Source organism: Microbacterium awajiense, from assembly GCF_039536545.1.
GTDB classification, from domain to species: Bacteria; Actinomycetota; Actinomycetes; order Actinomycetales; family Microbacteriaceae; genus Microbacterium; species Microbacterium awajiense.
Map to the genome: position 1 here is coordinate 842,497 of NZ_BAAAYU010000005.1, position 26,127 is coordinate 868,623.

General features: G+C 70.1%; 20 protein-coding genes. 16 read left to right on the top strand and 4 right to left on the bottom strand.

Features of this window, described 5'->3' with window-relative positions:
* Window positions 1–92: 92 nt before the first annotated feature.
* The 7 genes from ABD663_RS10690 (at window position 93) to ABD663_RS10720 (ending at window position 11,737) form a co-directional block, all read left to right on the top strand.
* The gene (locus ABD663_RS10690; RefSeq protein ID WP_425561796.1) at window positions 93–1,613 is read left to right on the top strand and encodes a DUF7059 domain-containing protein; all 1,521 of its coding nucleotides are present in this window, start codon (window positions 93–95) and stop codon (window positions 1,611–1,613) included.
* A gap of 102 nt (window positions 1,614–1,715) precedes the next feature.
* Window positions 1,716–3,143 carry a CCA tRNA nucleotidyltransferase gene (locus tag ABD663_RS10695; RefSeq protein ID WP_344738323.1) on the top strand — a complete coding sequence of 476 codons (1,428 nt, stop codon included), beginning with the start codon at window positions 1,716–1,718 and terminating at the stop codon, window positions 3,141–3,143.
* Window positions 3,144–3,324: 181 nt separating this feature from the next.
* A complete protein-coding gene (locus ABD663_RS10700; protein ID WP_344738325.1) occupies window positions 3,325–5,928 on the top strand; it encodes a M14 family zinc carboxypeptidase in 2,604 nt (867 codons plus the stop codon).
* 106 nt (window positions 5,929–6,034) lie between these two features.
* Complete coding sequence (locus ABD663_RS10705) at window positions 6,035–7,351, top strand: GAF domain-containing protein (RefSeq protein WP_344738327.1); 1,317 nt, start codon at window positions 6,035–6,037, stop codon at window positions 7,349–7,351.
* 159 nt (window positions 7,352–7,510) lie between these two features.
* Window positions 7,511–9,679 (top strand): 4-alpha-glucanotransferase, encoded by a 2,169-nt coding sequence (gene malQ / locus ABD663_RS10710; RefSeq protein ID WP_344738329.1) that lies wholly within the window; start codon window positions 7,511–7,513, stop codon window positions 9,677–9,679.
* A 110-nt stretch (window positions 9,680–9,789) separates the two neighbouring features.
* The gene (gene exaC, locus ABD663_RS10715; RefSeq protein WP_344738331.1) at window positions 9,790–11,340 is read left to right on the top strand and encodes an acetaldehyde dehydrogenase ExaC; all 1,551 of its coding nucleotides are present in this window, start codon (window positions 9,790–9,792) and stop codon (window positions 11,338–11,340) included.
* Window positions 11,341–11,344: 4 nt separating this feature from the next.
* Window positions 11,345–11,737: a DUF779 domain-containing protein gene (locus ABD663_RS10720; protein ID WP_344738333.1), complete on the top strand. Its 393-nt coding sequence runs from the start codon at window positions 11,345–11,347 to the stop codon at window positions 11,735–11,737.
* Between the two features lie 75 nt (window positions 11,738–11,812).
* Here the strand turns inward: ABD663_RS10720 and ABD663_RS10725 are convergent, their stop codons facing one another.
* Window positions 11,813–13,018: a hypothetical protein gene (locus ABD663_RS10725; protein ID WP_344738335.1), complete on the bottom strand. Its 1,206-nt coding sequence runs from the start codon at window positions 13,016–13,018 to the stop codon at window positions 11,813–11,815.
* Window positions 13,015–14,016 carry a hypothetical protein gene (locus ABD663_RS10730; protein WP_344738337.1) on the bottom strand — a complete coding sequence of 334 codons (1,002 nt, stop codon included), beginning with the start codon at window positions 14,014–14,016 and terminating at the stop codon, window positions 13,015–13,017. Before ABD663_RS10730 ends, ABD663_RS10725 begins: the two co-directional genes overlap by 4 nt.
* A gap of 62 nt (window positions 14,017–14,078) precedes the next feature.
* Between ABD663_RS10730 and ABD663_RS10735 the strand changes: the two genes are divergently transcribed.
* From ABD663_RS10735 to rplI, 5 genes are all read left to right on the top strand, one after another.
* Window positions 14,079–15,242, top strand: a complete 1,164-nt coding sequence (locus ABD663_RS10735) for an acyl-CoA dehydrogenase family protein (protein WP_344738339.1) — start codon at window positions 14,079–14,081, stop codon at window positions 15,240–15,242.
* Window positions 15,243–15,392: 150 nt separating this feature from the next.
* A complete protein-coding gene (gene rpsF / locus ABD663_RS10740) occupies window positions 15,393–15,830 on the top strand; it encodes a 30S ribosomal protein S6 (RefSeq protein ID WP_344738341.1) in 438 nt (145 codons plus the stop codon).
* Between the two features lie 4 nt (window positions 15,831–15,834).
* Window positions 15,835–16,341 (top strand): single-stranded DNA-binding protein, encoded by a 507-nt coding sequence (locus ABD663_RS10745; RefSeq protein ID WP_344738343.1) that lies wholly within the window; start codon window positions 15,835–15,837, stop codon window positions 16,339–16,341.
* 144 nt (window positions 16,342–16,485) lie between these two features.
* A complete protein-coding gene (gene rpsR, locus ABD663_RS10750) occupies window positions 16,486–16,740 on the top strand; it encodes a 30S ribosomal protein S18 (protein WP_045257356.1) in 255 nt (84 codons plus the stop codon).
* A 9-nt stretch (window positions 16,741–16,749) separates the two neighbouring features.
* Window positions 16,750–17,202 (top strand): 50S ribosomal protein L9, encoded by a 453-nt coding sequence (gene rplI / locus ABD663_RS10755; protein ID WP_344738346.1) that lies wholly within the window; start codon window positions 16,750–16,752, stop codon window positions 17,200–17,202.
* 130 nt (window positions 17,203–17,332) lie between these two features.
* On the opposite strand, the gene ABD663_RS10760 is transcribed toward rplI, so the two are convergent.
* Together ABD663_RS10760 and ABD663_RS10765 are read right to left on the bottom strand one after the other, a co-directional pair.
* Entirely contained in the window at window positions 17,333–18,541 is a 1,209-nt protein-coding gene (locus ABD663_RS10760) for a hypothetical protein (RefSeq protein ID WP_344738348.1), read from the bottom strand.
* 82 nt (window positions 18,542–18,623) lie between these two features.
* Window positions 18,624–19,670 carry a hypothetical protein gene (locus ABD663_RS10765; protein WP_344738350.1) on the bottom strand — a complete coding sequence of 349 codons (1,047 nt, stop codon included), beginning with the start codon at window positions 19,668–19,670 and terminating at the stop codon, window positions 18,624–18,626.
* A 574-nt stretch (window positions 19,671–20,244) separates the two neighbouring features.
* Between ABD663_RS10765 and dnaB the strand changes: the two genes are divergently transcribed.
* The 4 genes from dnaB to ABD663_RS10785 all read left to right on the top strand — a co-directional run bounded on the left by dnaB (window position 20,245) and on the right by ABD663_RS10785 (window position 26,122).
* Window positions 20,245–21,609 carry a replicative DNA helicase gene (gene dnaB / locus ABD663_RS10770; RefSeq protein WP_344738351.1) on the top strand — a complete coding sequence of 455 codons (1,365 nt, stop codon included), beginning with the start codon at window positions 20,245–20,247 and terminating at the stop codon, window positions 21,607–21,609.
* Between the two features lie 273 nt (window positions 21,610–21,882).
* Window positions 21,883–23,541, top strand: a complete 1,659-nt coding sequence (locus tag ABD663_RS10775; RefSeq protein ID WP_344738353.1) for a hypothetical protein — start codon at window positions 21,883–21,885, stop codon at window positions 23,539–23,541.
* Window positions 23,541–23,999, top strand: a complete 459-nt coding sequence (locus tag ABD663_RS10780; protein WP_344738355.1) for a DUF1643 domain-containing protein — start codon at window positions 23,541–23,543, stop codon at window positions 23,997–23,999. The genes ABD663_RS10775 and ABD663_RS10780 overlap by 1 nt, the downstream gene beginning before the upstream one ends.
* An 11-nt stretch (window positions 24,000–24,010) precedes the next feature.
* Window positions 24,011–26,122 carry a prolyl oligopeptidase family serine peptidase gene (locus tag ABD663_RS10785; RefSeq protein ID WP_344738357.1) on the top strand — a complete coding sequence of 704 codons (2,112 nt, stop codon included), beginning with the start codon at window positions 24,011–24,013 and terminating at the stop codon, window positions 26,120–26,122.
* Window positions 26,123–26,127 lie beyond the last annotated feature (5 nt).

The window sequence follows — 26,127 nt, forward strand, 5'->3', positions numbered from 1 at the left end:
GATTCGACCCCGATTCTACGTTCCGGGCCTGCGCCCGCCCGCCGCGAGACGGTCAGTCGCGGTTGAATGGGCGGATGCCACCGATTGGACGGATGTCGCCGGTTCCCGACGCGCGCCTGTGCGGATCGCTCGCCGACGACCTGCGCGAGGCCGGTTTCACCGCGAGTGCGGTGCGTGAGGCGTGGGGTGCCCTCGCCGACGACGCTGTCGGACGCGGTCTGCGGTCACCTGCGGAGCGAGCGCTCGCGGGGAGGGCGGATCCGCTCGCCGTGCTGGCGCTCCTGCTCGCGCTGGGGGTGGCGCAGCCGCGGAGCGCGGTCGACGCCGCCCTTCCGCGCACGGGCGCGACCGGACTCGCCCACCTCGGACTCGTCGCCCTCGACGGTGACGCCGTCGTTCCGGCCGCCCTCGTGCGGCCGCAGGCGTACGCGGATTCCCGCGATGAGCGTGCGTGGTGGATCGCGAGCGACCTCGATGAGGCGGCGCTGCGGGGGCCGCTGCCCGAAGACCACGTCCTGGGGGTCGGCGGGGCATCCCTCACACTCGCCGCGTTGGTGGTTCCGACGCCGGCCGAGAGGGCGCTGGACCTGGGCGCGGGGTGCGGCATCCAGAGCCTGCGCGTGCGCCGCGACGTCGACGCCGTGGTCGCGACCGATGTCTCGGAACGCGCCTTGCGGTTCACCCGCCTGAACGCCCTGCTCAACGGTGTCGAGCACATCGAGACCCGTCGGGGCAGTCTGTACGAGCCTGTCGCGGGCGAGACGTTCGACCGCATCGTGTCGAACCCGCCCTTCGTCATCACACCGCGGCTCGACGCCGTTCCCGCGTACGAATACCGTGACGGCGGGCTGGAAGGCGACGCCCTGGTCGCGTCGGTGATCAGCGGAGCGGGGCGACATCTTCGACCCGGCGGTATCGCTCAGCTGCTCGGCAACTGGGAGACGCGAGACGGCACGCCGGGGCTCGAGCGTGCGGCGCAGTGGGTCGCCGCATCCGATGTCGCCGTCGACGCGTGGATCGTCGAGCGCGAGCGGCTCGACCCGCTCGCCTACGCGGCGCTGTGGGTGCGAGACGGCGGCACGGTTGCCGGCACCGACGAGTACGAACGGCTCATCACCGCGTGGCTCGACGACTTCGCACGTCGCGGTGTGACCGAGATCGGGTTCGGGTACGTGCTGCTGCGGCGCCCGGAATCAGGCAGCCCGACGCTGAGCCGCTACGAGACCGTGACCACCCCCGTCGCCGAGGGCGTGCTCGGCGGGCACTTCGCCGCTGCGCTCGCCGCGCACGACCGCCTCGCGGACCTCGACGACGATGCGCTGTCGGCGACGGTCTTCGTCGTCGCCGGCGACGTGACCGAGGCACGTCACCACCTGCCGGGCAGCGAGTCGCCGAGCGTGATCGAACTGCGCCAGGGCGCCGGCTTCGCCCGCGTGGTCGAGGTCGACCCGGCCCTGGCCGGCGTCGTCGGAGCCTGCGACGGCGACCTGCCCGTCGGCGTGCTCATCGATGCCGTCGCCGAGCTGCTCGACGCCGATGCGGCCGCGCTGCGCGCCGACCTGCTGCCGCGCATCCGCGAGCTCGTGATGACGGGATTCCTCGCGTTCCCCTGATCTGAGAATCGGCGTGCCGGCCGACAATCACCGGCGCGCCGCCGATTCCCGCCCGGCCCGCTGATTCTCACGGGGGTGGGCGACCGGCCGTAGGCTCGAACCATGCTGAACATGGCCGAGGGCGTCGCCCGATTGGGTGCACTCGCGACCTCGCCGGTCGTGTCGGCGCTCGCCGAGGCATTCGCGGCCGCCGGCCACGATCTCGCGATCGTCGGCGGTCCGGTGCGCGACGCGCTGCTGGGCCGCACCACCAACGACCTCGACTTCACCACCGACGCCCGACCCGACGACATCCTGCGCATCGTGACCCCGATCTCGCAGGCCCAGTGGGACATCGGCCGCGCGTTCGGCACCATCGGCGCGAAGGTGCGCGGCGAGCACGTCGAGATCACCACCTATCGGGCCGACAGCTACGACGGCGCCAGCCGCAAGCCCGTCGTCGAATTCGGCGACAGCCTCGAGGGCGATCTGCTGCGCCGCGACTTCACCGTCAACGCCATGGCGCTGCGGGTGCCCGCCCAGAACCTCGTCGACCCGACGGGGGGCGTCGAAGACCTCGTTGCGGCCCGACTGCGCACGCCGATCGACGCCGCGGTGAGCTTCGGCGACGATCCGCTGCGGATGCTGCGCGCCGCCCGCTTCTCGTCGCAGCTCGGCTTCGATGTCGACGCGGCCACGGTCGAGGCGATGGTGCGGCTGCGCGAGACGCTCTCGATCGTGAGTCCCGAACGGATCCAGGGCGAGCTGGTGCGCCTGCTGCAGACCGACGACCCGGTGCGCGGCGTCCGGCTGCTCGTCGACACCGGGCTCATGGAGCTGTTCCTGCCCGAGGTGCCCGCTCTGCGGCTCGAGGTCGACGAGCACCACCACCACAAGGACGTGTACGAGCACTCGCTCACCGTGCTGGCCCAGGCGATCGAGCTCGAGCATGCGCGGCATCCCGATGCCCCGCCGGACGTGCCCCTGCGACTCGCAGCGCTGCTGCACGACATCGGCAAGCCCGCGACCCGCCGACTCGAGCCCGGCGGCGGCGTCACCTTCCACCATCACGACGTCAAGGGCTCGCGCATGGCGCGCAAACGGATGAAGGAGCTGCGGTTCGACGCCGACACCACCACCGTGGTCGCCCGGCTCATCGAGCTGCACCTGCGCTTCTTCGGCTACGCCGAGGGCGCGTGGACCGACTCGGCGGTGCGCCGCTACGTGCGTGACGCCGGCGATGAGCTCGAGAGGCTGCATATCCTCACCCGCGCCGACGTCACGACCCGCAACAGACGCAAGGCGGCCAAGCTCGCCCGGGCGTACGACGACATCGAGAACCGCATCGCCGATCTCGCCGCACAGGAAGAGCTCGAGGCGATGCGTCCCGAGCTCGACGGCAACCGCATCCAGGAAGTCCTGGGGATCGGTCCGGGCCGCGAGGTCGGCGAGGCGTACCGGTTCCTGCTCGACATCCGCCTCGACGAAGGCCTGATCGGGCCCGAATCCGCAGAGCAGCGGCTGCGCGAATGGTGGGCTTCGCGAGGCTGAGTCGTTACACAACCGTAACGGGGCGCCTCTCCACGGAAACATCGCGATCGCTAGGTTCGGAGGCAATCCGCCTTTGCGGATCGTCAGTGGACCCCCCATCCGTCGCCGCGATCGCACACCCTGGGTGCCGTCGTGGCCCACCCGAATGGAGCAACCCGTGCTCAGACGTACCCTCGCGGGCGTGACCGCCTCCGCCGTCGTTTTCACGACGGTGCTGGTCGCCGCGCCCGCCGCCAACGCCGCCGTCGAGCCGCCCGCGCTCGACATCGTGCGGCCCTTCTCGCCATACATCGAGATGCCCACGTCCTACCCCTCGCAGCAGGCGCTCACGGTTGTTCCCGACGACCCGACCGACGCCTCGATCCACCGCGGTGTGATGCCGTACGACGAGATCGCGCCGTTCATCAACGACCTGATGGAGCAGAGCGACCGCGTCTCGGCGCAGGTCGTGGGCATGTCGGAGCTCGGCCGCGAGATCTACATGGTCACGGTCACCGCCCCCGAGACCGCCGCCGAGGTGAAGCAGCAGGCCGCGTGGCGCGACAAGGTCAAGTTCCAGCCCGACGCGGCGGCAGCGGATGCCGCACTGCAGGCCGGCTACAAGGTGCCGATCTGGTTCAACAGCAACATCCACGGCAACGAGTGGGAGGGCACCGACGCGAGCCTCAACTACATCGAGGACCTCGCGCTGAGCGATGACCCCGAGGTGCTCGAGATCATCGAGAACAACCGCCTCTACTTCACCGTCACCAACAACCCCGACGGCCGCGCTCTCGGTCAGCGGGCGACCGCCAACGGCTACGACGCGAACCGCGACATGGTGACCGGCGCCACGTCCGAGGCCGCCGTGATCCGCGACCTCTCGTCGATCATCCAGCCGACCTACTACATCGACATCCACGGCTACACCAACGTGCTTCAGATCGAGCCCTGCGGCCCGCCGCACGGTGAGAACTACGAGTACGACCTGTTCCTTCCCCACGCCTACGCGACGGCTCTCGAGATCGAGAAGAACGTCACCGAGGCTGACATCCCGGGCAACACCTACCTGGATGAGAACGGCCGCACGACCACGGAGAACACCGGCAAGATCCGCATCCCGTACCGCGACATCCGTGCCGGGTGGGACGACTGGCCGCCGATCTTCACCCCGCAGTACGTCGCGTACCAGGGTGCGATCACCAACACCGTCGAGCTGCCGCTCGGCCGCACGAGCAGCTCGACCGTGAGCGCTGAGCGGTCCGCGATCAACATCGAGGTGGCCGAGATCGTCATCGACACGATCGTCGACTACATCGAGGTCAACAGCGACGCGCTGCTCGAGAACCAGATCGAGATCTTCCGCCGCGGCATCGCGGGTGAGCCGAGCGTGGTCATCCCGGCCGACGTCGAGGCCTCGGACCTGCCGGCCGACATGCCGACCGAGTGGGTCGAGATCTGGGACGAGACCGACGTCTACAACGCGGACTACCCGCGTGCGTACGTGATCCCGATGGACGAGACGCAGCGCTCGACCTCCGACGCCGAGATGCTCGTCCAGCAGCTGCTGGTCAATGACATCCAGGTGTCGAAGACGAACGCCCCGTTCAAGTACGAAGGCGTCTGGTACCCGGCCGGCTCGTACTACGTCGACATGCACCAGCCGCTGCGCGGCCTCGCCAACGTGCTGCTCGACGAGGGAAGCGACATCTCGGAGCGCGTGCCCGACATGTACGACATCTCGGCATGGAGCCTCGCCCTGCTGTGGGGCGCCGACGTGCTGCCGATCGGAACCTCGGGCGGCTCGGTGCCGACCAAGGCGATCAAGCCCGTCACCGAGCTGTCGCTGTCGGGTTCGCTGCCGAAGAACCCGAAGAAGTGGGAGACCTACCTCGCGTTCGAGCCCCGCGGTGTCGCCGACTACCAGGCGATCAACGAGCTGCTCGGCGAGGGCATCGCGCTCTCGCAGCTCGAGGACGGCACGGTTCTGCTGAAGGCGGATGCCGCAGGCAAGGCAGCCGCCACCGAGGTCGCCGCGATCTACGGCGTCGACTTCACGGCGAGCGACGGTGCGGTGCTGGCGAGCGAGGAGTCCACGGCGCTGAGCCCGGTCACCGTCGCGTACGTCAACAGCACCGACGACCGCGACATGCTGACCAAGCTCGGGTTCACCGACATCGTGCCGGTCACGACCACGACGCTGTCGAACGGCACCGTCGACCTGTCCACCGTGGACCTGCTGTTCGTCGGGGGCAACCTCAACTTCGGCAGCTCGACCGCGGTCGGCCGTCAGCAGGTGGAGGACTTCATCGCGGCGGGTAAGCCGGTCGTGGGCCGCGGCAGCGCGGGCGGCAGCTTCGTGAACACCTTCGGGATCACGACGGTGTCGACGACCACGGGCACCGGCGGTTCGAACGGCATCGCGCTGGTCGACACCCCGGCCGACGGCGTGCTCGGCGACTACCCGCAGGACACGGTGTTCGGCTACCCGTTCGGCTGGTTCACCGGTCTCGGTGACAACGCCACCGTCGAGCAGACCTACGCCGCGACCGACCCGTTCGTCTCGGGTCACTGGGCCGCGTCGACGGGTCGTTCGCAGGCGGACTCGGCGGGCATGCCCTCCGCGTTCTCGGCGATCGGCGCCACCGGCACGAAGGCGTTCGTCTTCGGCAACAGCCCCACCTTCCGCACCCACCCGGTCGGCGCGTTCAGCGACATCGCGCGCGCGATCTTCTGGGCGGCACCGGAGGGCGCGGCCGTCGAGGTTCCGACCTCGGGCAAGCCGGGCAACGGCCCCAAGGGCTAGAGCCACCACACGCGGAGGGGCCCGGGCACTGCGCCCGGGCCCCTCTCGCGTGCGCGGGCGGCGCCTACACTGGTGGGCACGCTCCACCGACGTCGATCGGAGCCCCATGTCATCGCCGTGGTCGTCTCGGCGGGACGTCTCGGCTGAGACCTCCCGGCTGCTGATCGAGCGTGCGCACGAAGAGCTGCTCGCGGGCAATGCGGCCGATGAGCGGCTCGCCGACGTGCGCGACCTCGTGCGCGACTCGTGGCGCCGGTCGCTGGAAGGACTCGTCGGCGTCGAGGGCCTGCCGCCGCTCGACCTCGATTCCGACAGCCTCGACGAGTACCGACGGGCCCACCCGCTCGGCGGGGTGATCGACATGGTGCGCGGGCTCCTCCTGCCGGGCGGGGCCGAGGACTCGGGCGTGATCGTGGCGGTGGGGGATGCCGCGGGCCGCCTGCTCTGGGTCGAGGGCGACCGCTCGGTGCGGGCGCTCACCGCCGACATGGGCTTCGTCGCGGGAGCCAACTGGTCGGAGGCCGCGGTGGGGACGTCGGCGCCGGGCACGGCGCTGGCGCTCGACCGTTCGGTGCAGATCCGCGGGGCCGAGCACTTCAACCGCCTCGTCCAGCCGTGGTCGTGCACGGCAGCGCCGGTGCACGACCCCGAGACCCGCCGCCTCATCGGCGTGATCGACGTGACCGGCGGCGTCGAGGCGGTCTCACCCCAGGCGCAGCTGCTGGTCGACGCGACCGCCCGCGCGATCGAGGGCGAGATCATGGTCGCGCGCCTGCGCGAGAAGTCGATGACGCCCGCCCGTTCGCGGCGCTCGCAGCCGCGCGAGATCGAGCGCATGACCCTGCGGGTGCTGGGTCGCGACCGCGGGCTGCTCGAGGTGGCCGGCTCCGACGGCGAGCGCATCGTCGAACTCACCACTCGGCACGCCGAGATCCTGCTCATGCTCGCCACTCACCGGCAGGGTCTGTCGGCCGAACGGCTCGGCGAGCTCGTCTACGGCACGGCGGATGCCGCGGCCACGCTGCGCCCTGAGATGGTGCGTTTGCGCAAGTCGCTCGAAGCCACGGCTCCGGCGCTGGTCCCCACGTCTCGGCCGTACCGGCTGCCGGCGCGGCTCGAGACCGACGTCCAGCACGTGCTGTCGTTGCTCGATCGGGGTGCGCACCGGGTGGCGCTGGCAGCGTTCCGCGGCGAGGTGCTGCCCGACTCCGTCGCGCCGGGGGTCGAAGAACTGCGCACCCGGGTGACGGCGACCCTGCGCGAGGGCCTCATGGCCGAGGCATCCGTCGATGTCCTGCTGGCGTACGCCGACACCGAGGCCGGAAGCGAAGACGCCGACCTGCTGCGCCTGTGCCTGAGCATGCTGCCCGCCCGCTCGCCGCGCCGCGCGGGCGTCGTGGCCCGCCTGGAACAGCTGGAGTGACCGCACCCCGCGCAACTCCGCTGAGAATCGGTGTGCCGGCCGGGAATCACCCGCGCGCCGCCGATTGTCATCCGGCATGGCGATTCTCGCGGGAGGGGCGGCGAGCGTGCGCGGCGGGCGCGCGACCTGGCAGGATCAGGCGTGAGTCCGGAGGAACCGATGCCCACCGACACATCCGAACGCGATGACACGGATGCCGCGCCCGACGCGGCCCTCGTCGCGCTGGCCGAGGCGCACGGCGTCGCCGCGTCGTACTGGTCGTTCTTCGGCGATCACGTGCAGGTGCCCGCCGGCACCTTGCACGCGGTGCTCTCGGCAATGGGTGTGGATGCCTCCGATCCGGCGGCCGGCCTCGCCCGGGTCGAAGACGATGCGTGGCGTCGCCTGCTGCCGCCTTCCGTCGTCGTCGTGCAGGGCGCGGGTGAACTGCACGTCCACGTGCGCGACGGCCATGACGTGCGGCTCGAGATCAAGCTCGAGGACGGCTCATGGCGCGACCTGCCGATCCCGTGGCAGCAGCCTCGCCAGCGCGTCGTCGACGGAGTGGCGCTGTGGCGGGTGCGGGTGCCCGTGCCGGCGGATCTGCCGCTCGGCTGGCACGAGGTCTACGCGCAGCAGATCGCACACGGCGAGGGCGGCGCCGACGCCGACGCGAGCTGCGTGCTGGTGGTCACCCCGCGGCGGCTCGACCCGCCGCCGTCGCGCCCGGGATACGGCGGTCGCGCATGGGGGCTCATGGCGCAGCTGTACTCGGTGCGCTCGCGGGGGTCGTGGGGCATCGGCGACTTCGCCGATCTCGCCGATCTCGCCTCGATCGCCGGCGACCGCGGTGCTGACTTCCTCCTCATCAACCCCGTGCATGCCGCCGAGGTGACGTCGCCGATCGAGCCGTCGCCGTACCTGCCGGCGACCCGTCGATTCCTGGCTCCGCTCTATCTGCGCCCCGAGGACATCCGCGAGTCCGCCTACCTGTCGGCCGCCGATCGGGCGCGCGTCGACGACCTGCGCGCGCCGGTCGCGGCCTCGGACGACGATCCCGAGCGGATCGACCGCGATGCCGCGTGGGCGGCCAAGCGCGCGGCGCTCGAGATCGTCCATCGCGCGCCGCGTTCGGCGGCGCGCGCGCTCTCGCTCGAGGCCTTCCGCACGGCGCACGGCCGGCCCCTCGAGGACTTCGCGCTGTGGTGCGCGCTCGAGGAGCACTACGACGGCACCGATCGTCCGGTCGAGGCGTGGGACATCCACTCGTCCCTCGTGGCCGACCTGCGCGCGCAGTTGGCCGACCGCGTCGACTTCCACGTCTGGCTGCAGTGGATCGCCGACGAGCAGCTCGGCGCGGCGCAGCAGGCCGCCTGCGAGGCGGGCATGCGCATCGGCGTCATGCACGACCTGGCTGTCGGTGTGCACACGCAGGGGTCGGATGCCTGGTCGCTGCGGGACATGTACGCCACCGGGATGACCGTGGGCGCCCCGCCCGACATGTACAACCAGCAGGGGCAGAACTGGAACCAGCCGCCCTGGCTGCCGCACGCACTCGAACGCGCCGGATACGCGCCGCTGCGCGACATGATCCGCACGCTGCTGCGCAACGCGGGCGCGCTGCGGATCGACCACATCATCGGGTTCTTCCGGCTGTGGTGGATTCCGGCCGGCATCGGCGCGGACGCCGGCACCTACGTCCGCTACGACCACGAGGCGATGATCGGCGTGCTCGCCCTCGAGGCCCACCGTGCCGGCGCCGTCATCATCGGCGAAGACCTCGGCAACGTCGAGCCCTGGGTGCGCGACTACCTCTCGGCCCGCGGCATCCTGGGCACCTCGGTGCTGTGGTTCGAGCGCGACGGCGACCGGCCGCTCGCCCCCGAGCGGTACCGCACCGCGCTGCTGGCGACCGTCAACACCCACGACCTGCCCCCGACCGCGGGGTATCTCGCCGAAGAGCACGTGACCCTGCGCGCTCGCCTGGGTCTGCTCGAGCAGCCCGAGGCCGAGGCCCGCGCGCAGGCGCGCGCCGAACGCGAGGGCATGCTCGCCGCGCTGCGCGAGCGAGGGCTGCTCGGCCCCGATGCGTCCGAGGAGGACGTCATCGAAGCGCTGCACCGCTATCTGATCGCCGCTCCGAGCGAGCTGCTCGGCGTCGCGCTGGTCGACGCCGTCGGTGAGCGGCGCGTGCAGAACCAGCCCGGCACCGACACGCAGTACCCGAACTGGCAGGTGCCGCTGGCCGACTCGGACGGGCGGGCGGTGCTCGTCGAGGACTTGCCCGGATCGGCCCGCTTCGCCGCGCTGGCCCGTGCCGTCGACGAGGCCCTGCGCGACCGCGGCTGACGTTGCCCGGCGGGCCCCGGCATCCGCTCTGCAACGCGTTGCAACGTGGCGGGCCCTACCGTCGACGGCACACCGCGACAGCATCGTCGCGTACGTCGAAGGAGACCAGCATGACCATCGTCGAAGAAGGCGTCTCGAGCGTCTACGCCGCCCCCGGGCAGCGCGGTTCGATCGCCGACTATCGCTCCCGCTACGGCCACTACATCGGCGGCGAGTGGGTGGAGCCCGTCAAGGGCCAGTACTTCGAGAACATCTCGCCCGTCAACGGCAAGCCCTTCTGCGAGGTCGGCCGCGGCACCGTCGAAGACATCGACCGCGCCGTCGACGTCGCCTGGAAGGCATTCGAGTCGTGGAAGCGCACGACCCCCGCCGAGCGCGCCGTCATCCTCAACAAGATCGCCGACCGCATCGAGGCGAATCTCGAACAGATCGCCGTCGCCGAGACGTGGGAGAACGGCAAGCCCGTGCGCGAGACGCTCGCCGCCGACATCCCGCTGGCCGTCGACCACTTCCGCTACTTCGCCGGTGTGCTGCGGGCCCAGGAGGGCTCGCTCAGCCAGCTCGACGACGACACTGTCGCCTATCACTTCCATGAGCCGCTGGGCGTGGTCGGCCAGATCATCCCCTGGAACTTCCCGATCCTGATGGCGACGTGGAAGCTGGCGCCGGCGCTCGCGGCGGGCAACTGCGTGGTGCTCAAGCCCGCCGAGCAGACCCCGGCCAGCATCCTGTTCCTGTTCGACATCATCGGCGACCTGCTGCCGGCCGGCGTCGTCAACATCGTCAACGGGTTCGGCATCGAGGCGGGCGCGCCGCTCGCGCAGCACAAGCGCATCCGCAAGGTCGCCTTCACCGGCGAGACGACCACCGGCCGGCTGATCATGCAGTACGCGTCGCAGAACCTCATCCCGGTGACGCTCGAGCTCGGAGGCAAGAGCGCCAACGTCTTCTTCGAAGACGTCGCCCGCTCGACCGACGACGCGTACTACGACAAGGCGCTCGAGGGCTTCACGCTGTTCGCCCTCAACCAGGGCGAGGTCTGCACCTGCCCGTCGCGCGCGCTCATCCAGCGGTCGATCTACGACGGCTTCCTGGGCGACGCGCTGCAGCGCGTCGGCAAGATCGTGCAGGGCAACCCGCTCGACCCCGAGACGATGATCGGCGCGCAGGCCTCGAACGACCAACTCGAGAAGATCCTCAGCTACATCGACATCGGCACGCAGGGCGGCGCGAAGCTGCTCGCGGGCGGCGAGCGCGTCGACCTCGGCGGCGACCTGTCGGAGGGCTACTACGTCGCCCCGACGGTGTTCGAAGGCACGAACGACATGCGGATCTTCCAGGAGGAGATCTTCGGTCCGGTCGTCTCGGTCACGTCGTTCGACGACTTCGACGACGGGATTTCGATCGCCAATGACACGCTGTACGGCCTCGGCGCCGGTGTGTGGAGCCGCTCGGGCGACATCGCCTACAAGGCGGGTCGTGCCATCGAGGCGGGTCGGGTCTGGACGAACACCTACCACCAGTACCCGGCGCACGCTGCGTTCGGCGGATACAAGCAGTCGGGCATCGGCCGCGAGAACCACTTGAAGATGCTCGACCACTACCAGCAGACGAAGAACCTGCTCGTGTCGTACGCCGAAGGCGCGATAGGGTTCTTCTAGGCCGATGACCACCCACACCGTCAGCAGGGTCGCCGTGTCGGACGACGCGGCGGCTCTGCTGCGCACCCTGACGTTGCAGCACGGCCCGCTCATGTTCCATCAGTCGGGCGGATGCTGCGACGGCAGCGCCCCCATGTGCTACCCGGTCGGCATGTTCGTCACCGGTCCCTCCGACGTGCATCTCGGAACGCTCGAGGTGGGACTCGCCGACCCCATCGAGGTCTTCATCTCGGAGGCGCAGTTCGAGTACTGGAAGTACACGCACATCACGATCGACGTGGTGCCCGGTCGCGGCGCCGGCTTCTCGGTGGAAGGGCCGACCGGCAATCGATTCATCATCCGGTCTCGGATGCTCGACGCCGCCGAGCTCGACGCTCTCGGCCTCGGCCCGGGGTGACGCCAGTGCGCCCGGCGACGGTGCGCCCGGCGCCGGTGCGCCCGGCGAGGTTGCGTCCGGCGACCGAGCGCCGCGTCAGCGCAGCAGCGCGGCGAAGAACGCGAAACCGCCGAACTGGATGAACAGCCAGAACGCGACGAAGCCGCCGATCACCGCGATCGCCACCCACGGGATGCGACGGCGCAGACGTTGACCGCCGGCCGCGACCCCGGGGGGCGGTCGCAGCCGATCGGTCGGCGCGTCGAACGGAACGGTCGCCGACCACGCGGGAGGGGCTGCGGATGCGGCGTCCGTCGTCGTCGGTGCGGCCGCCGCCTGCGCCAGGCGGTCGTCGCGCCAGCGCTCCCACTGCGCGAGCTTGTCGAGGAGGGCGGCGACGACCGTGAACAGCCAGGCCCACATCGCCGGGTCGAGGGTCGAGAAGTCGCGTTTGGCATACAGGAACAGCCAGTCGTCGACGATCTCGACGTCGAGCGCCGCCGCGTTGTCGATGAAGCGCGCCATGATGTCGGGCGTGAACAGGTACAGGGCGTCGCGCTCGTACCCGGCCGGGCAGTAGAGCGAGAAGAACCGGTCGAAGTCGCCTTCCAGGCTGAGCCGCTGGTCCTTGTCGAAGGATGCCGGCAGGTTCGAGCCGAACAGGGTGTTGTTGCCGACCGCGTCGAGCACGATGTGCGGCAGCGGCACGTCGAGCTTGACGGCGACATATCCCCACTTGTGCACTGTGCGGTTGCGGCCCGAACCCGTCGTGTACCGATAGTTGGCGAACTCCACGAACCGCGGCCGGTCGCCGCGGACGACATCGCTCGCCTGGCGCGACCCGCCCAGACCGAAGATCATTCCGGGCAGCGGCGGGGCGCCGATCGCCGGCAGGTAGGTCATCGCGTTCGCCCGCGCGAAGTGGTCGAGCCGGTACCACTTGGCGTGCGAGCCCGACATCAGCCGCAGGAACGCGACGACGATGGCGACGACGACGCCGGCGAAGACCAGCAGGCCGAACATCACGACGAGCACGATGACGATGCCGGCGAACGCACCGCCCTCAGCCGACAGCACGGCGGCGAGGGCCCCGAACACACCGAAGAAGACGGGGATCGCGGTCGTCAGGATGAAACCTCCGACCATGACGAACACGATGATCGCGACGATGTTGGTCGGGGTCGACGGCAGCCGGCCCTCGGCGCGCATGCGGCGGGTGTGCTCGGCGACGGCCGACCGGTCGACGGGCTGCACGAGCGCCCGCGCATCGAAGGTCGGCGCCCAGCGCTGCGCGGTGCTCACCGGTTCACCTCATCGGCGTCCCACTGCAGGCGCGCCTCTGCCGGAAGCCCGAGCGCCTCGAGCCGGGGATCGGCGCACACCGCCGCGACCGTCTCGGCCGTTCCGCCGATGATCGTCGAGTCCCAGTCGACCTCGGTCACCGCCACCCACGCGCGGTCGGCCGGCCACACCAGACTCGGTGACAGGGCGCTCGGGTCGAAGCCGTGCTCCTCGGCGATGCGATCGCGCCACGGCACGTGCAGGGCCCAGTCGGTGCGCGCCAGCTCGGACACGCCCCCGCGGAACAGCACATGCGCGCGTCCCGGCAACTCCAGTCTCGGTCCCTGCGAGACGTCGTCGGGCAGCATCCCCTGCTGCCAGGTCGGCTTGCGGAACACGTTGTTGAACGGGTCGCGCACGGTGCGTTCGAGGAAGCTCCGATGCCGCGGGTCGTCGGTCTCGGGCGTCTGCTCGAACGTCAAGAAGGCCCGCGACGGCGTCTCGCCGTAGAAGCCGAGCAGTCCCCCGTGCCCCTCCCACAGCCCGACGATGCCGTCGTCGGGGGTCGTGGTGTGCGCGGCCAGCACCTCGGCGAGGGCGGCGACGGTCGCAGCATCCAGCCGGCCCTCTTCGGGGGCATCGTACTGCCAGCCGTCGGCGGCCTGCACCTGCTGCCACGCGTCGGGATTCCACTCGTCGCCGCGCGAACGCACGAGCGCACCCCACTGCGCGAGCGGGTGCAGCCGGGTGCCGAACACCCGAGCGGCGTCGGCCCAACGGATGCGCTCGCTGTCGATCTCGACGCCCGACCTGCCGAACGCGTCCCACTCGCGCTCGTGCGCGAGGTAGGGCAGCGGCGGCCAGGCGCGGCCGACGGGCCGCGACCGCACGGCGGGATGAAGCACACGGGCGTAGGCCTCGAACCCCCGCGGCACCACGTCGTGGATGGTGCCGCCCCACGGATCGTCGATGCGCTCGCGGATCCAGTCGCCCGCACTGACGTCGGCGGTCCACTCCATGCGCCCACGCTACCGGCGCATCCGCCAGACTGATCAGCGAACCCCCGACGAAGGGAGCCGCCATGCCGCAGACCGCCGATGAGGTGCTCGGTATCGACGATCGGCTCACCCCCGACGAGCTGCTCACGCGCGAACGGGTGCGGGCCTTCGTCGACGCCGAGGTGAAGCCGCATATCGCGGGGTGGTTCGACCGGGCCGAGTTCCCGGTGCACCTCGTACCCGCACTCGGCGAGCTGCAGCTGCTCGGCATGACGCTCGAGGGCTACGGATGCCTTGGGCGCAGCGCCGTCGAGTACGGCCTCGCCGCCATGGAACTTGAGGCCGGCGACTCGGGCCTGCGCACGTTCGCCTCCGTTCAGGGGTCGCTCGTGATGGGCTCCATCCACCGCTGGGGGTCGGAGGAGCAGAAGCAGCGGTGGCTGCCGCCGCTCGCGCGGGGCGAGAAGATCGGATGCTTCGCACTCACCGAGCCCGAGGCCGGCAGCGATCCCGCGAACATGCGCACCTTCGCCCGTCGCGACGGCGACGACTGGGTGCTGTCGGGCTCCAAGCGGTGGATCGGCATGGGCACGATCGCCGATATCGCCGTGGTCTGGGCGCAGACGGATGCCGGGGTGCGCGGATTCCTCGTGCCGACCGACAGCGTCGGCTTCGAGGCATCCGTTCTCGAGCCCAAGGGTTCGATGCGCGCGTCGATCCAGACCGCGCTGCGCTTCGACGGGGTCCGGCTGCCTTCCGGCGCGCTGCTGCCCGGCGCCGAGGGCCTGCGCGGGCCGTTCTCGGCGCTCAGCGACGCGCGGTACGGCATCGTGTGGGGTGCCCTCGGCGCGGCCCGCGACAGCTTCGACGCGGCCCTGACCCACGCGCTGCGCCGCGAGCAGTTCGACCGGCCGATCGCCGGGTTCCAGCTCACGCAGCGCAAGCTCGTCGACATGGCGGTCGAACTGCACAAGGGAGCGCTGCTCGCGCTCGAGCTCGGACGCGCGAAGGATGCCGGAACGCTCACCCCCGCGCAGATCTCGCTGGGCAAGCTCAACAACGTGCGCGAGGCCATCGCGATCGCCCGCGAGGCGCGCACCATCCTGGGCGGCGACGGCGTGCTGCTCGACAACCCGCCGATCCGCCACGCCGCCAACCTCGAGTCGGTGCGCACCTACGAGGGCACCGACGAGGTGCACACCCTGATCCTCGGGCAGCACCTGACCGGCATCCCGGCGTTCCGCTGATCGAGCCGATTCGGCGGGCGCCCAGGCATCCGGTACCATAGGAGGGTTGTCCGCACGCCCGCGATCCGCGAGCAGCCGGACGACGTGCAACACACCCTCCTGCTGTCGGGAAGTGCCCGACAGCCGTTCAAGTCCGAAGGAGGTGGGTTAGTGACGCACCAGTACGAGCTCATGGTCATCCTGAGCCCCGAGATCGACGAGCGCACGGTCGCCCCGAGCCTCGACAAGTTCCTGAAGGTCATCACGAACGATGGTGGCTCGATCGACAACGTCGACATCTGGGGCCGCCGCCGTCTCGCGTACGAGATCCAGAAGAAGAACGAGGGCATCTACGCCGTCGTGAACTTCACCGCCACCAGTGAGGCGACGCAGGAGCTGGACCGCCAGCTCAAGCTCGACGAGCGCATCATGCGCACGAAGGTGCTGCGCGCCGAGGAGGCCATCGCGATGGTCGCCGCCGAGAAGGTGCGCGCCGACGAGAAGGCCGCCCGCAAGGCCGCCGCCCCGGCGAAGGCCCCCGCGAAGTCGTCGGCCCCCAAGGCCGCCGCCCCCGCCAAGGCCGCCCCCGCCAAGGTTGCGAAGGCCTGACGCCATGGCCGGAGAGACGATCATCACCGTCGTGGGCAACCTCACGGCTGATCCCGAACTGCGCTACACGCAGAACGGCCTCCCCGTCGCGAACTTCACCATCGCGTCGACTCCGCGCAACTACGACCGTCAGACCAACGAGTGGAAGGACGGCGAAGCGCTGTTCCTCCGCGCGAGCGTGTGGCGCGACTTCGCCGAGCACGTCGCCGGTTCGCTCACCAAGGGCATGCGCGTGATCGCATCGGGTCGCCTCAAGCAGCGTTCCTACCAGGACCGCGAGGGCAACAACCGCACCGCGATCGAGCTCGAGGTCGACGAGATCGGCCCGTCGCTGCGCTACGCGACCGCGCAGGTCACCCGTACATCGGGTGGCGGTGGCGGTCAGCGCCAGCAGGTCGCTGCCGACGAGCCGTGGGCGACCCCCGGCTCGCAGAGCAGCGGCGGCAACAGCGGCGGCGGCGACGCCTGGAGCACCCCCGGCGCCAACTACGGCGACGACACCCCGTTCTGAGTCGACGGGGAGCAATGCGGCGCAGCCGCGTTGATGCCCCTGCGAGTCAAGATCGAGTAGCCGCCGCAGGCGGCGTATCGAGATCCAACGAATTCGAAGAGCCTCGATCAGAGGCATCCGATCTCTGCAAGTAAAGGAATCCCCATGGCTGGAAAGTCGAGCGGCGACCGCCGCAAGCCGCGGAAGGGTGGCAAGCCCACCGCTCCCGCGAAGTCCATCCGCGTGGGCGTGATCGACTACAAGGACGTCGCCACGCTTCGCAAGTTCATCTCGGAGCGCGGCAAGATCCGCGCCCGTCGTATCACCGGTGTCTCGGTGCAGGAGCAGCGTCTGATCGCTCGCGCGATCAAGAACGCGCGCGAAATGGCGCTCCTGCCCTACGCCGGCGCTGGCCGCTAAGGAGTACCGATGGCAAAGCTCATTCTCACGAACGAGGTCGCCGGGCTCGGCGGCGCCGGTGACGTGGTCGAGGTCAAGAACGGGTACGCCCGCAACTACCTCATCCCCCAGGGGTTCGCAGTGGCGTGGACCCGCGGCGGCGAGAAGCAGGTGGCGTCGATCCGCGCCGCCCGTGAAGCGCGCGCGATCCACGACCACGAAGACGCCGTGGCGCTCAAGAACGCCCTCGAGACGAACACCGTCCGCCTGGCCGTGAAAGCCGGCTCGGAGGGTCGCCTGTTCGGCTCGGTCAAGACCGCGGATGTCGCGGACGCCGTCAAGGCCGCGGGCCTCGGCGACCTCGACAAGCGCAAGATCCACATCACGTCGCCGATCAAGTCGACCGGCGAGCACGAGGCGACGGTTCGCCTGCGTGACGACGTGACCGCTGTGATCACCCTTCAGGTGGTCGCCGCGAAGTAGACGCGCACGCACGCGAACGCGCAACGGATGCCGCGACTCCCCCCGGGGTCGCGGCATCCGTCGTTCTCAGCGACGCGTGCAGGTCACGCGGGCGACCGGTCCAGGCACGGTACCGACCGCCCGCGAGACCCTACGCGGTGCGCCGCCGCACGAGGCGCCCGGCCAGGCCGGCCGCCACGAGCAGCATTCCGAACAGCAGCACGGGCAGGATGCCTGCGCTGCCGGTGTCGGGCAGCATGCCGGCCGTCATCGTGACGGCCGAGCCGGTGCCGCTGGTGCCACCCGGAGTGCCGGGCGTACCGGGCGTGCCGGGCTCGCCGGGGTCGCCCGGGTCGCCGGGGTCGCCCGGGTCGCCGGGGTCGCCCGGGTCGCCGGGGTCGCCCGGGTCGCCGGGGTCGCCCGGGTCACCGGGGTCGCCGGGGTCGCCCGGGCCACCCGGACCCGTCGTCGAGCCCGTCGTGGTGGAGTCGCCGATCACCGAGACGGCATTGCCGCCGATCGTGATCGGCAGGGTGATCGGTGCCAGGATCTGGGTGCCGCCGAGGATGGAGTCCTCGCCGTTGGTGATCCCGATGACGCCGCCGCCTGAGGTTCCGCCGGTGGTGGTGGCGTTCTCGGAGGTGGAGTCGCCGATCACGCTGACGGCGTTGCCGCCGACGGTGATGGGCGCGGTGATCGGTGCGAGCACCTGGGTGCCGCCGAGGATGGAGTCCTCGCCGTTGGTGACGCCCGCGGTCGTGCCGTTCGTGCCGCTGCTGCCGCCGGTGGTGGTGGCGCCGTCCGTGTGGCTGTCGCCGATCACGCTGACGGCGTTGCCGCCGATGGTGATCGGCACGTTCACCGACACGATGCCCTGGGTGCCCGAGAGCAACCCGTCCTCACCCGAGGTCTGCGCGACCACGGGCTCGGCTGAGGCGCCGCCCGACGGCTCACTGCCGGCAGGGGCGGTACCCCCCGACGTCTCGGCGTTCGACGACGAGCTGCCGCCGACGACCGAGACGGCGTTGCCGCCGACGGTCACCGGCGCGTTGACGGTGACCACCGCCTGCGAGCCGGATGCTGCGGCATCCTCACCCGATGTCGTCGCCGTCACCGGGGCGGGGGCCGCAGCGGGCGCCGACGTCGCGGCACCTTCGCTGGTGGAATCACCGATCACGCTGACGGCGTTGCCGCCGACCGTGATCGGGAGGTCGACCTCGATGAGGGCCTGGGTGCCCGAGAGCAGCCCGTCCTCGCCGTCGGTCGTGAGTTCGGTCGCGTTCGCGACCGTGGCGCCCAGCAGCGTGATGCCGCCGGCGAGCACGGTGCCCAGCAGGGCACGCGTGAGAAACGCGTTCATGGTGAAACTCCCTTGAGTTGACGGTTGGGTGCGCGCGAGCGCGCGGAAGACTCGTGCCGCTCAGAAGGCGGCGCGGTCCCCGTCAGTCAGGGGAGACGTCGGTGCCGTAGTACGGCGCCCGCGGGATGCGGTCGTCCTGCTGCCCAGCCCGCCGCGCCCAGGCACGGTGTGCGGCAAGCGGGAAGAGGGCGAGAAGCCCCAGGGCGCCCAGGCTCGCAGAGGCGGAACCTGGCGGGGATGTCGCGAGTGGACACACTCCGACACCGAGAGCAAGAGAAGATGTGGTCGTCGTCGCCGAGTTCGAGGCGACGACGAGGTGTGCGGCCGTCCCCGCACGCACGTGGGCGGCGGCGAAAGTCGAGGCGAAGAGGCTGGATGCGCGCACCATGGCGCCGTCCGTTGCGTCGGCGGCGAGCGGGGATCCGGTGAGGACTGCGGGAAGCTCGACGCCGCCCGGAAGCAGATCACCCGGCAGCACTCCCCCGGGTGTCGTGTCACCGGGCAGAACGCCCGGGATCTGGGTCACGGCGTCCGTCGCCGTGTCGGCGACGACGGTGACGACGCCGCCGACCGTGGAGTCGACCGTGCCGGCGAGGCTCTCGACCGCATCGGACAGGCCGATCGGGGCGACGATCTCTCCGAGGACCGGGGCTTTCTCGACCGCCTCGACGACCGTCACGACCGGCGCGACGACCCCCGAGACCAGGTCGTCGGTGACGACTTCAGCGACCTTATCGACGACCGGTTCGACGACCTTCGCGGTCGCCGATGTCGCGACCTTCTTCACCGTCGCGGTGGTCTTCGCGACCACCTTCTGAACCGGCGCGGGCGCCGCTTCGACGACCGGCTGGGTGGTCTCGGCGACGACCGTCGTCGCGGTCTCGGTCACGGCCGCAGCGGTGTTCGAGACGGCACCCCCCACGTCTGCGACGACGTCGGTGACCGCCGACGTGGTCGATGCCACGGTCTTGGTCACGCCGCCGAGCAGGCCGCCCGAGTCGTCGTCGGACGCGCGGGCCCCATCGCCGCCGATCAGCAGCGAGAGCGCGATCCAGGCGAACGCCAATCCGAGCCCGATGAGGGCCAGCTGGACCAGCCTCGGCGTCTGCCTGGCGGATGCGGATTCCACGTTCACCTCCCACGACGAACTAGACGTCACGTGTTTCCGAGCGGAATCACGTGCGAGGGGTGCCTGGACTCGCCAAGCTACTCCGGTCGGCGCGCCGTTGTAAAGCCCCCGCGCCGAGATGCCACGCCCGGCGTCTGGCCCGACTTGCGGAATCCCGCAGGTTGTGCACAACTTCCCCCTCGGCAACCCAACCTTCAATGCCGACTTCAATCACATCTCGATCCACAGGGTGTGAATCAGAGAAGCCCAGATCAAAGGCTTTTTCCTGAGCGCCGCGGACTGATCACGGCCACGTTCTCCACAGGTGTTGTGCACAGGCATCCCGGCGTTTCACGCAGGCTTTCCACACAGTTATCCACAGGGTGTGTTGCGGCACCGAAACGGCATCCCTAGCGTGGGGTGCGGCCCATCGGGAGGCGCGCAGGGGGCACGTCTCGAAGCCCGATGTCGGGGGTTCATGCTCTGCTCGAGCATGCGTACACGGATGCTGCGGCATCCGCGGTGCTGGGGATTCGCCCGGGCCCAGGGCCGGTGTGCGCGAGCGTGCCTGAGGAAGTGACGAGAGAGGACGCGGATGTCGATCGCCGATATCTCCGAGGACCGGCTGGGGGGCCCTCGCGAACCGGAGCGCACGCCGCCCCACGACCTGCTGGCCGAGCAGAGCGCACTGGGCGGCATGCTGCTGTCGAAGGACGCGGTGGCGGACGTGCTCGAGACGCTGCGGGGCGCTGACTTCTACATCCCGAAGCACGAGCTGATCTTCGAGGCCATCCTCAGCCTCTATTCGCACGGTGAGCCCACCGATGTGATCACCGTCACCGACGAGCTCATCAAGACCGGCGAGCTGCAGCGTGCCGGCGGCGCCGACTACCTGCACTCGCTGACCTCGATCGTGCCGACCGCCGCCAACGCGGCCTACTACGCGTCGATCGTCGCCGAGCGTGCGCTGCTGCGCCGGCTCGTCGACGCCGGCACCCGCATCGTGCAGATGGGGTATTCGGGTCAGGGCGACGCGGTCGACCTGGTCAACAACGCGCAGGCCGAGATCTACGGCGTCGCCGGTCACGAGACCGCCGACGACTACGTGCCGCTGACGACGGCGGTCGACGCCGCCGTCGAAGAGATCGAGGCCGCCCGCGGGCGCGACGGCCAGATGACCGGTGTGCCGACCGGGTTCCAGCAGCTCGATCAGCTCACCAACGGTCTGCACGCCGGCCAGCTCGTGATCATCGCCGCGCGACCCGCGCTCGGCAAGTCGACGGTCGCGCTCGACTTCGCGCGGTCGGCGGCGATCAAGCACGACCTACCCACGATCTTCTTCTCGCTCGAGATGGGGCGCAGCGAGATCGCGATGCGCCTGATGAGCGCCGAGGCATCCGTGCCCCTGCAGAACATGCGCAAGGGCACGCTCGACTCGCGCGACTGGACGACGATCGCGGCGACCCGCGGCCGCATCAACGACGCACCCCTCTATATCGACGACAGCCCGAACATGACGCTCGTCGAGATCCGCGCCAAGTGCCGGCGGCTCAAACAGCGCAGCGGACTGAAGATGGTCGTGATCGACTACCTGCAGCTCATGACCAGCGGCAAGCGCGTCGAGTCGCGCCAGCAGGAGGTCAGCGAGTTCTCGCGTGCGCTCAAGCTGCTCGCGAAGGAGCTGCAGGTTCCCGTCGTCGCGCTCTCGCAGCTGAACCGTGGGCCCGAGCAGCGCGCCGACAAGAAGCCCGCCCTGTCGGATCTGCGTGAGTCGGGCTCGCTCGAGCAGGATGCCGACATGGTGATCCTGCTGCACCGCGAATCGGCCTACGAGAAAGAGAACCCCCGCGCCGGCGAGGCCGACTTCATCGTCGCCAAGCACCGCAACGGCCCGACCGACACTGTGACCGTCGCCTTCCAGGGCCACTTCTCGCGCTTCACCGACATGGCGGTGGTGTAGCGCGGAGTCGGTCAGGGTACACGCGACTCCAACTTGGTGATGCTGGTACCCGAGGTTCAGCAGGCCTGCGCAGGCGGCGGAACGTCATTGCGGCACGAGACCAGCTTCGGTGTGCGCCATGCTTGGCGTATACGCGTTCTGGGGAGATCAATGAGACGTGCGGGGGTGCGGCTCACGGCCGCGGCAGTGGCAGTGGCGATAGCCGCGGGGGCTTTGGTGGCTTGCTCGCCTGAGACGCCGACGTCGGCCGGTCCTGGCGAACTCACCGTCGACATGGCCGGAGGAACGCAGCCTGCCATCGAACCAGCGATGCTCTCGGCGCCGGCGGCCGCCGAGATCGACGGGTTGGAGAAAGTCACCGACTTCATCATGGGCACCCCCATGGACATCGCACATGAGGGAGGCTTCCCGGTCGGGGGCGCGACGCTCACTCGCTCCTATGCGACCCCGCTGCCCCAGGATGTAGCTGCGACGTTCGCGTACTGGGACGAGGATCACGAGACCTGGCAGGCGGTTCCGACAACCATCTCGAACGACCGACTCACCGTCAGCGCGACCGTCGATCACTTCTCGATATGGACCGACTTCGTCTCGGGTTCACAGCAGGCGCTGACTGCGATCCGCGACCGCGCCGCCGAGGCGGGCCAGGCCGTCGCCGAGTGGACGACGAACGCTGTGACCACGGCGAGCGAGGCGCTGCATTGGTCGATCGGCAACATCTTCACCGAGCGTGTCGAGCTTCCCGAATGCGAACTGCCTACGCCGAACTGGGTGATCGATCTGCCGACCGGGACAGGCGTCAACGATTCGGTCCGCTTCTGTGCCGGTCACGACGCAGCGAACCCGAAGCTACTCGTCCTGAAGGCGCGAGCGAACCGAGGCTTCGGGTTCCCCGTCGCCCTCGACGCTCAGCCGTCGTGGGAATACAACTCCACGTCCGAGAACGGTCTCGGAAATCTCATCGAGCAGATCGGCAACCTCGATCAGGCAGTAGGGAGCAAGACCGCTGAGCTTCTCAACGAAGGGCGGTACGTCGGCGCCGGCGAGGAGATCAGCTTCGGTATCCCGTCCTCCTCTCTGGAGGGCTTCACTTCGACGTACCTCCTCGAGCTCCCTGCGCCGTCCGCTGCCCAGTTCGTGATGTCCACGATCGCTGGGCAGATCGTCGCGTGGGGGGCTTCGAAGGTCGAGGGGACATTGGCTGCCGCGCTTGCCATCGCCAGCTGCGGCTCCGCCTTGTCCGCCGTGACGGAGGTCGGCTCGGCCGCGGGTGCTGCGCTCAGCTGTGTGCGCGAGGGGGACGAGGAGATCGCACAGATGGTCGGACTGGTGCTTCTCGCGGGCGGCATGCAGGAGAACGCGGCCGGGAAGCTTGCGGGCAAGCTGGTCGGACGGGCAAGCGTTGCGCTGGCGCTTCTGCCGACGGCAATCAACATCGCCGACTTCACGCAGGAGGTGGGACTGCCGCGAAACGCTCGCGCACTAACCATTTCCATCGACAGCATCGAAGCGACAACGGACGAGTCTTGGCCGATCACCGCGGACGGTGTCGGCCCGATCAGACTCGCTCACGTCGAGGAGGACTTCTCACAGATCCGAGAACGGCGCTACATCTGTTCGGGGGACCAGGTGGCGTGGGGGGTTGGCGGATCGGCCGACGACGACATCGGCGGCGGTGAGCGCGGCCCCTGGATCCAGGTGAGCCGTGTGGGCGACGTCCAAGGCGACGTTCCCGCGCCACGAACGGCGGATGGAATCACTCTTGGCTCCACCGTCGCAGACCTGAAAGCGGCCGGCTACTACTCCAACGTGGACAGTGAGTTCTGGTTCACGACGCTCGATGGTGTCGTTCTGACTGCAGTCACCGGCCAGGGAGTGGTGACGAGCCTCGTCCTCGGCAAGGAGGGGCTCGGACTCTACGGTTGCGGATAGTGACTGACTTCGTCTCTGCGACCGCTGACATCCGCGGCGCCTACCGGTACAGCCTGACGCGAGTCTGGGATGCGTCGCTGCCGACGATCACGTTCGTGTTGCGGAACCCGAGCACAGCCGACGCGGTCGACCTCGACCCGACACTGCGTCGATGCGTTGGCTTCTCCAAGCGCGATGGGTTCGGAAGCATGGTGATCCTCAACCTGTACGCGTACCGCACACCGAGCCCAGCGGTCATGCTCGCGGCGACCGACCCTATCGGCCCGGAGAACGACCGTGTGCTGGCCAGCGCGATCGGGACCGTGGTGGCGGGATGGGGAACGAACGCGAGCCCGGCGCGAGTTGCTCACGTTCTCAGGCTTCTGCCTCCGCTGAAGGCGCTCAAGATCACGAAGGACGGCCACCCGCAGCACCCGCTCTACGTCAAGGGCGACTCGCCTCTCGTCGACTGGCCATAGGCTGAACCGCGATGAGCGAGACCGCCCCGACCCCCGACGATCCCTTCCTCTGGCTCGAAGACATCCACGGGGCCGACGCGCTCGCGTGGGCCGCCGAGCGCACCGCCGAGACCGAGGCGACCTACGCCTCCGCCGAGCGCAGCGCGCTCGAGGCACGGCTGCTGCGGATCCTCGACGACCCCGACCGCCTCATCGTGCCGTCGCGCCACGGCGACCTGCTCTACAACCTGTGGCGTGACGCCGAGAACCCGCGCGGACTCTGGCGGCGCACCTCGCGGGAATCCTTCCTCGCCGGAACCCTCGAGTGGCAGGTGCTGCTCGACGTCGACGCCCTCGGACGCGCCGAAGGCACCGCATGGACCTTCGCGGGCGCCGTGCACGGCCCGCGAGGAACCGGCCGCGCGCTCGTGCAGCTCAGCCCCGACGGCGGCGATGCGACCGTGGTGCGCGAATTCGACCTCGACGCCGTCGCCTTCGTCGACGACGAGCCGTTCGCGCTCGCGGTCGGCAAGCACCGGGTCGACTGGCTCGACCGCGACACCCTGCTCGTCGCCACCGCGCTCGACGGCGGCGACACGACCGACTCGGGCTACCCGATCTCGGCCCGCACCTGGCGACGCGGCACCGCGCTGGGCGACGCAAAGACGGTGCTCGAGGGCGTGGCATCCGATGTCGGCGTCTTCGCCCACGTCGACCACAGCGACGCCCGGTCGACGGCGGTGGTGCACGTCGCGCACGACTTCTTCCACGCCGAGGTCTGGGTGTGGGATGCCGCCAACACCGCAACAGATCCAGCTGCGCCCACGCTCATCGCCGTGCCGCAGGATGCCGACGTCGACGTGCACGGCGGTCATGTCGCCGTGCGCACCAAGACCCCGTGGACGGTGGGCGGAACCGAGTATCCGTCCGGCGCGCTTCTCGTCGGCTCGCTCGACGCCGTCGCCGGGGGCGACACCTCCGCGCTCGAGGTGGTTTTCGCGCCGACCGAGTCGACGATCCTCGAAGGGTGGCGGTGGACGCGCACCCGCCTCGTGCTGACCCTGCTCGACTCGGTCTGCGGCAGCATCCGCTCGCTCGACCCGGCCGACGGATGGGCGAGCACGCCGCTGCACTCCGGTCTCGGTGCCGACGACCTCTACTCGACGAGCGTCGCGTCGACCGACGCCGACGAGGACGACGCGCTCTTCCTGGTGACCCGCGGGTTCCTGACCCCGCCGACGCTCGTCGCGACGGATGCCGCATCCCCCGCGCCGCGCGTGCTGCGGGCGAGCCGCGCCGCGTTCGACCCGACGGGCCTGACGGCGACGCAGCACTTCGCCACGTCGGAAGACGGCACGCGCGTTCCCTACTTCGAGGTCGGTCCGGCGCAGCGATCGGGGCCCCTGCCGGTGCTGATGAGCGGATACGGCGGCTTCGAGCACGCCCTGACGCCCGAGTATCCGTCGATCGTGGGGCCGGCGTGGCTCGAGGCCGGACGCGTCTTCGTCGTCGCCAACATCCGCGGCGGCGGCGAGTTCGGGCCCGCCTGGCACCTCGCCGCCCTGCGCGAGAACCGCCACCGCGCCTACGAAGACTTCGCAGCCATCGCCCGCGACCTCGTCGCCCGCGGGGTGACGACGCCTGAGCGCATCGGATGCCACGGCCGCAGCAACGGCGGACTGCTGGTCGGCAACATGCTGACCCAGTACCCCGACGACTTCGGCGCGATCGTGTGCGGTGTGCCGCTGCTCGACATGCGTCGATACACGCGGCTGTCGGCCGGGGCGAGCTGGATCGCCGAGTACGGCGACCCCGACGACCCCGCCGACTGGGAGTTCGTGCGCACCTTCTCGCCGTACCATCTCATCGACCCGAGCCGCGACTACCCGCCGTCGCTGATCTACGCCGCCGCCAGCGACGACCGGGTCGGCCCGGTGCAGGCCCGCAAGATGGCGGCGCGACTCGCCGACGAGACGGACGCCGAGGTGCACTACCTCGAGCCGAGCGAGGGCGGCCACGCCGGCGCCGTCGACAACGCCGCGACCGCGGCGCTGCACGCCACGATCCACGCCTTCCTCGACGAGGTGCTGACCCGGCCGGATCGATCACGCCGCGCCGGAGCGGGGCGAGAGGAGAGCCGATGACGACG

Bases quoted from the DNA above. Each gene is read 5' to 3' on its own strand.
- ABD663_RS10690 (WP_425561796.1), top strand. From the start codon at position 93: ATGTCGCCGGTTCCCGACGCGCGCCTGTGCGGATCGCTCGCCGACGAC.
- ABD663_RS10695 (WP_344738323.1), top strand. From the start codon at position 1,716: ATGCTGAACATGGCCGAGGGCGTCGCCCGATTGGGTGCACTCGCGACC.
- ABD663_RS10705 (WP_344738327.1), top strand. From the start codon at position 6,035: ATGTCATCGCCGTGGTCGTCTCGGCGGGACGTCTCGGCTGAGACCTCC.
- malQ (WP_344738329.1), top strand. From the start codon at position 7,511: ATGCCCACCGACACATCCGAACGCGATGACACGGATGCCGCGCCCGAC.
- exaC (WP_344738331.1), top strand. From the start codon at position 9,790: ATGACCATCGTCGAAGAAGGCGTCTCGAGCGTCTACGCCGCCCCCGGG.
- ABD663_RS10720 (WP_344738333.1), top strand. From the start codon at position 11,345: ATGACCACCCACACCGTCAGCAGGGTCGCCGTGTCGGACGACGCGGCG.
- ABD663_RS10730 (WP_344738337.1), bottom strand. From the start codon at position 14,016: ATGGAGTGGACCGCCGACGTCAGTGCGGGCGACTGGATCCGCGAGCGC.
- ABD663_RS10735 (WP_344738339.1), top strand. From the start codon at position 14,079: ATGCCGCAGACCGCCGATGAGGTGCTCGGTATCGACGATCGGCTCACC.
- ABD663_RS10745 (WP_344738343.1), top strand. From the start codon at position 15,835: ATGGCCGGAGAGACGATCATCACCGTCGTGGGCAACCTCACGGCTGAT.
- rpsR (WP_045257356.1), top strand. From the start codon at position 16,486: ATGGCTGGAAAGTCGAGCGGCGACCGCCGCAAGCCGCGGAAGGGTGGC.
- rplI (WP_344738346.1), top strand. From the start codon at position 16,750: ATGGCAAAGCTCATTCTCACGAACGAGGTCGCCGGGCTCGGCGGCGCC.
- ABD663_RS10760 (WP_344738348.1), bottom strand. From the start codon at position 18,541: ATGAACGCGTTTCTCACGCGTGCCCTGCTGGGCACCGTGCTCGCCGGC.
- dnaB (WP_344738351.1), top strand. From the start codon at position 20,245: ATGTCGATCGCCGATATCTCCGAGGACCGGCTGGGGGGCCCTCGCGAA.
- ABD663_RS10775 (WP_344738353.1), top strand. From the start codon at position 21,883: ATGGCCGGAGGAACGCAGCCTGCCATCGAACCAGCGATGCTCTCGGCG.
- ABD663_RS10785 (WP_344738357.1), top strand. From the start codon at position 24,011: ATGAGCGAGACCGCCCCGACCCCCGACGATCCCTTCCTCTGGCTCGAA.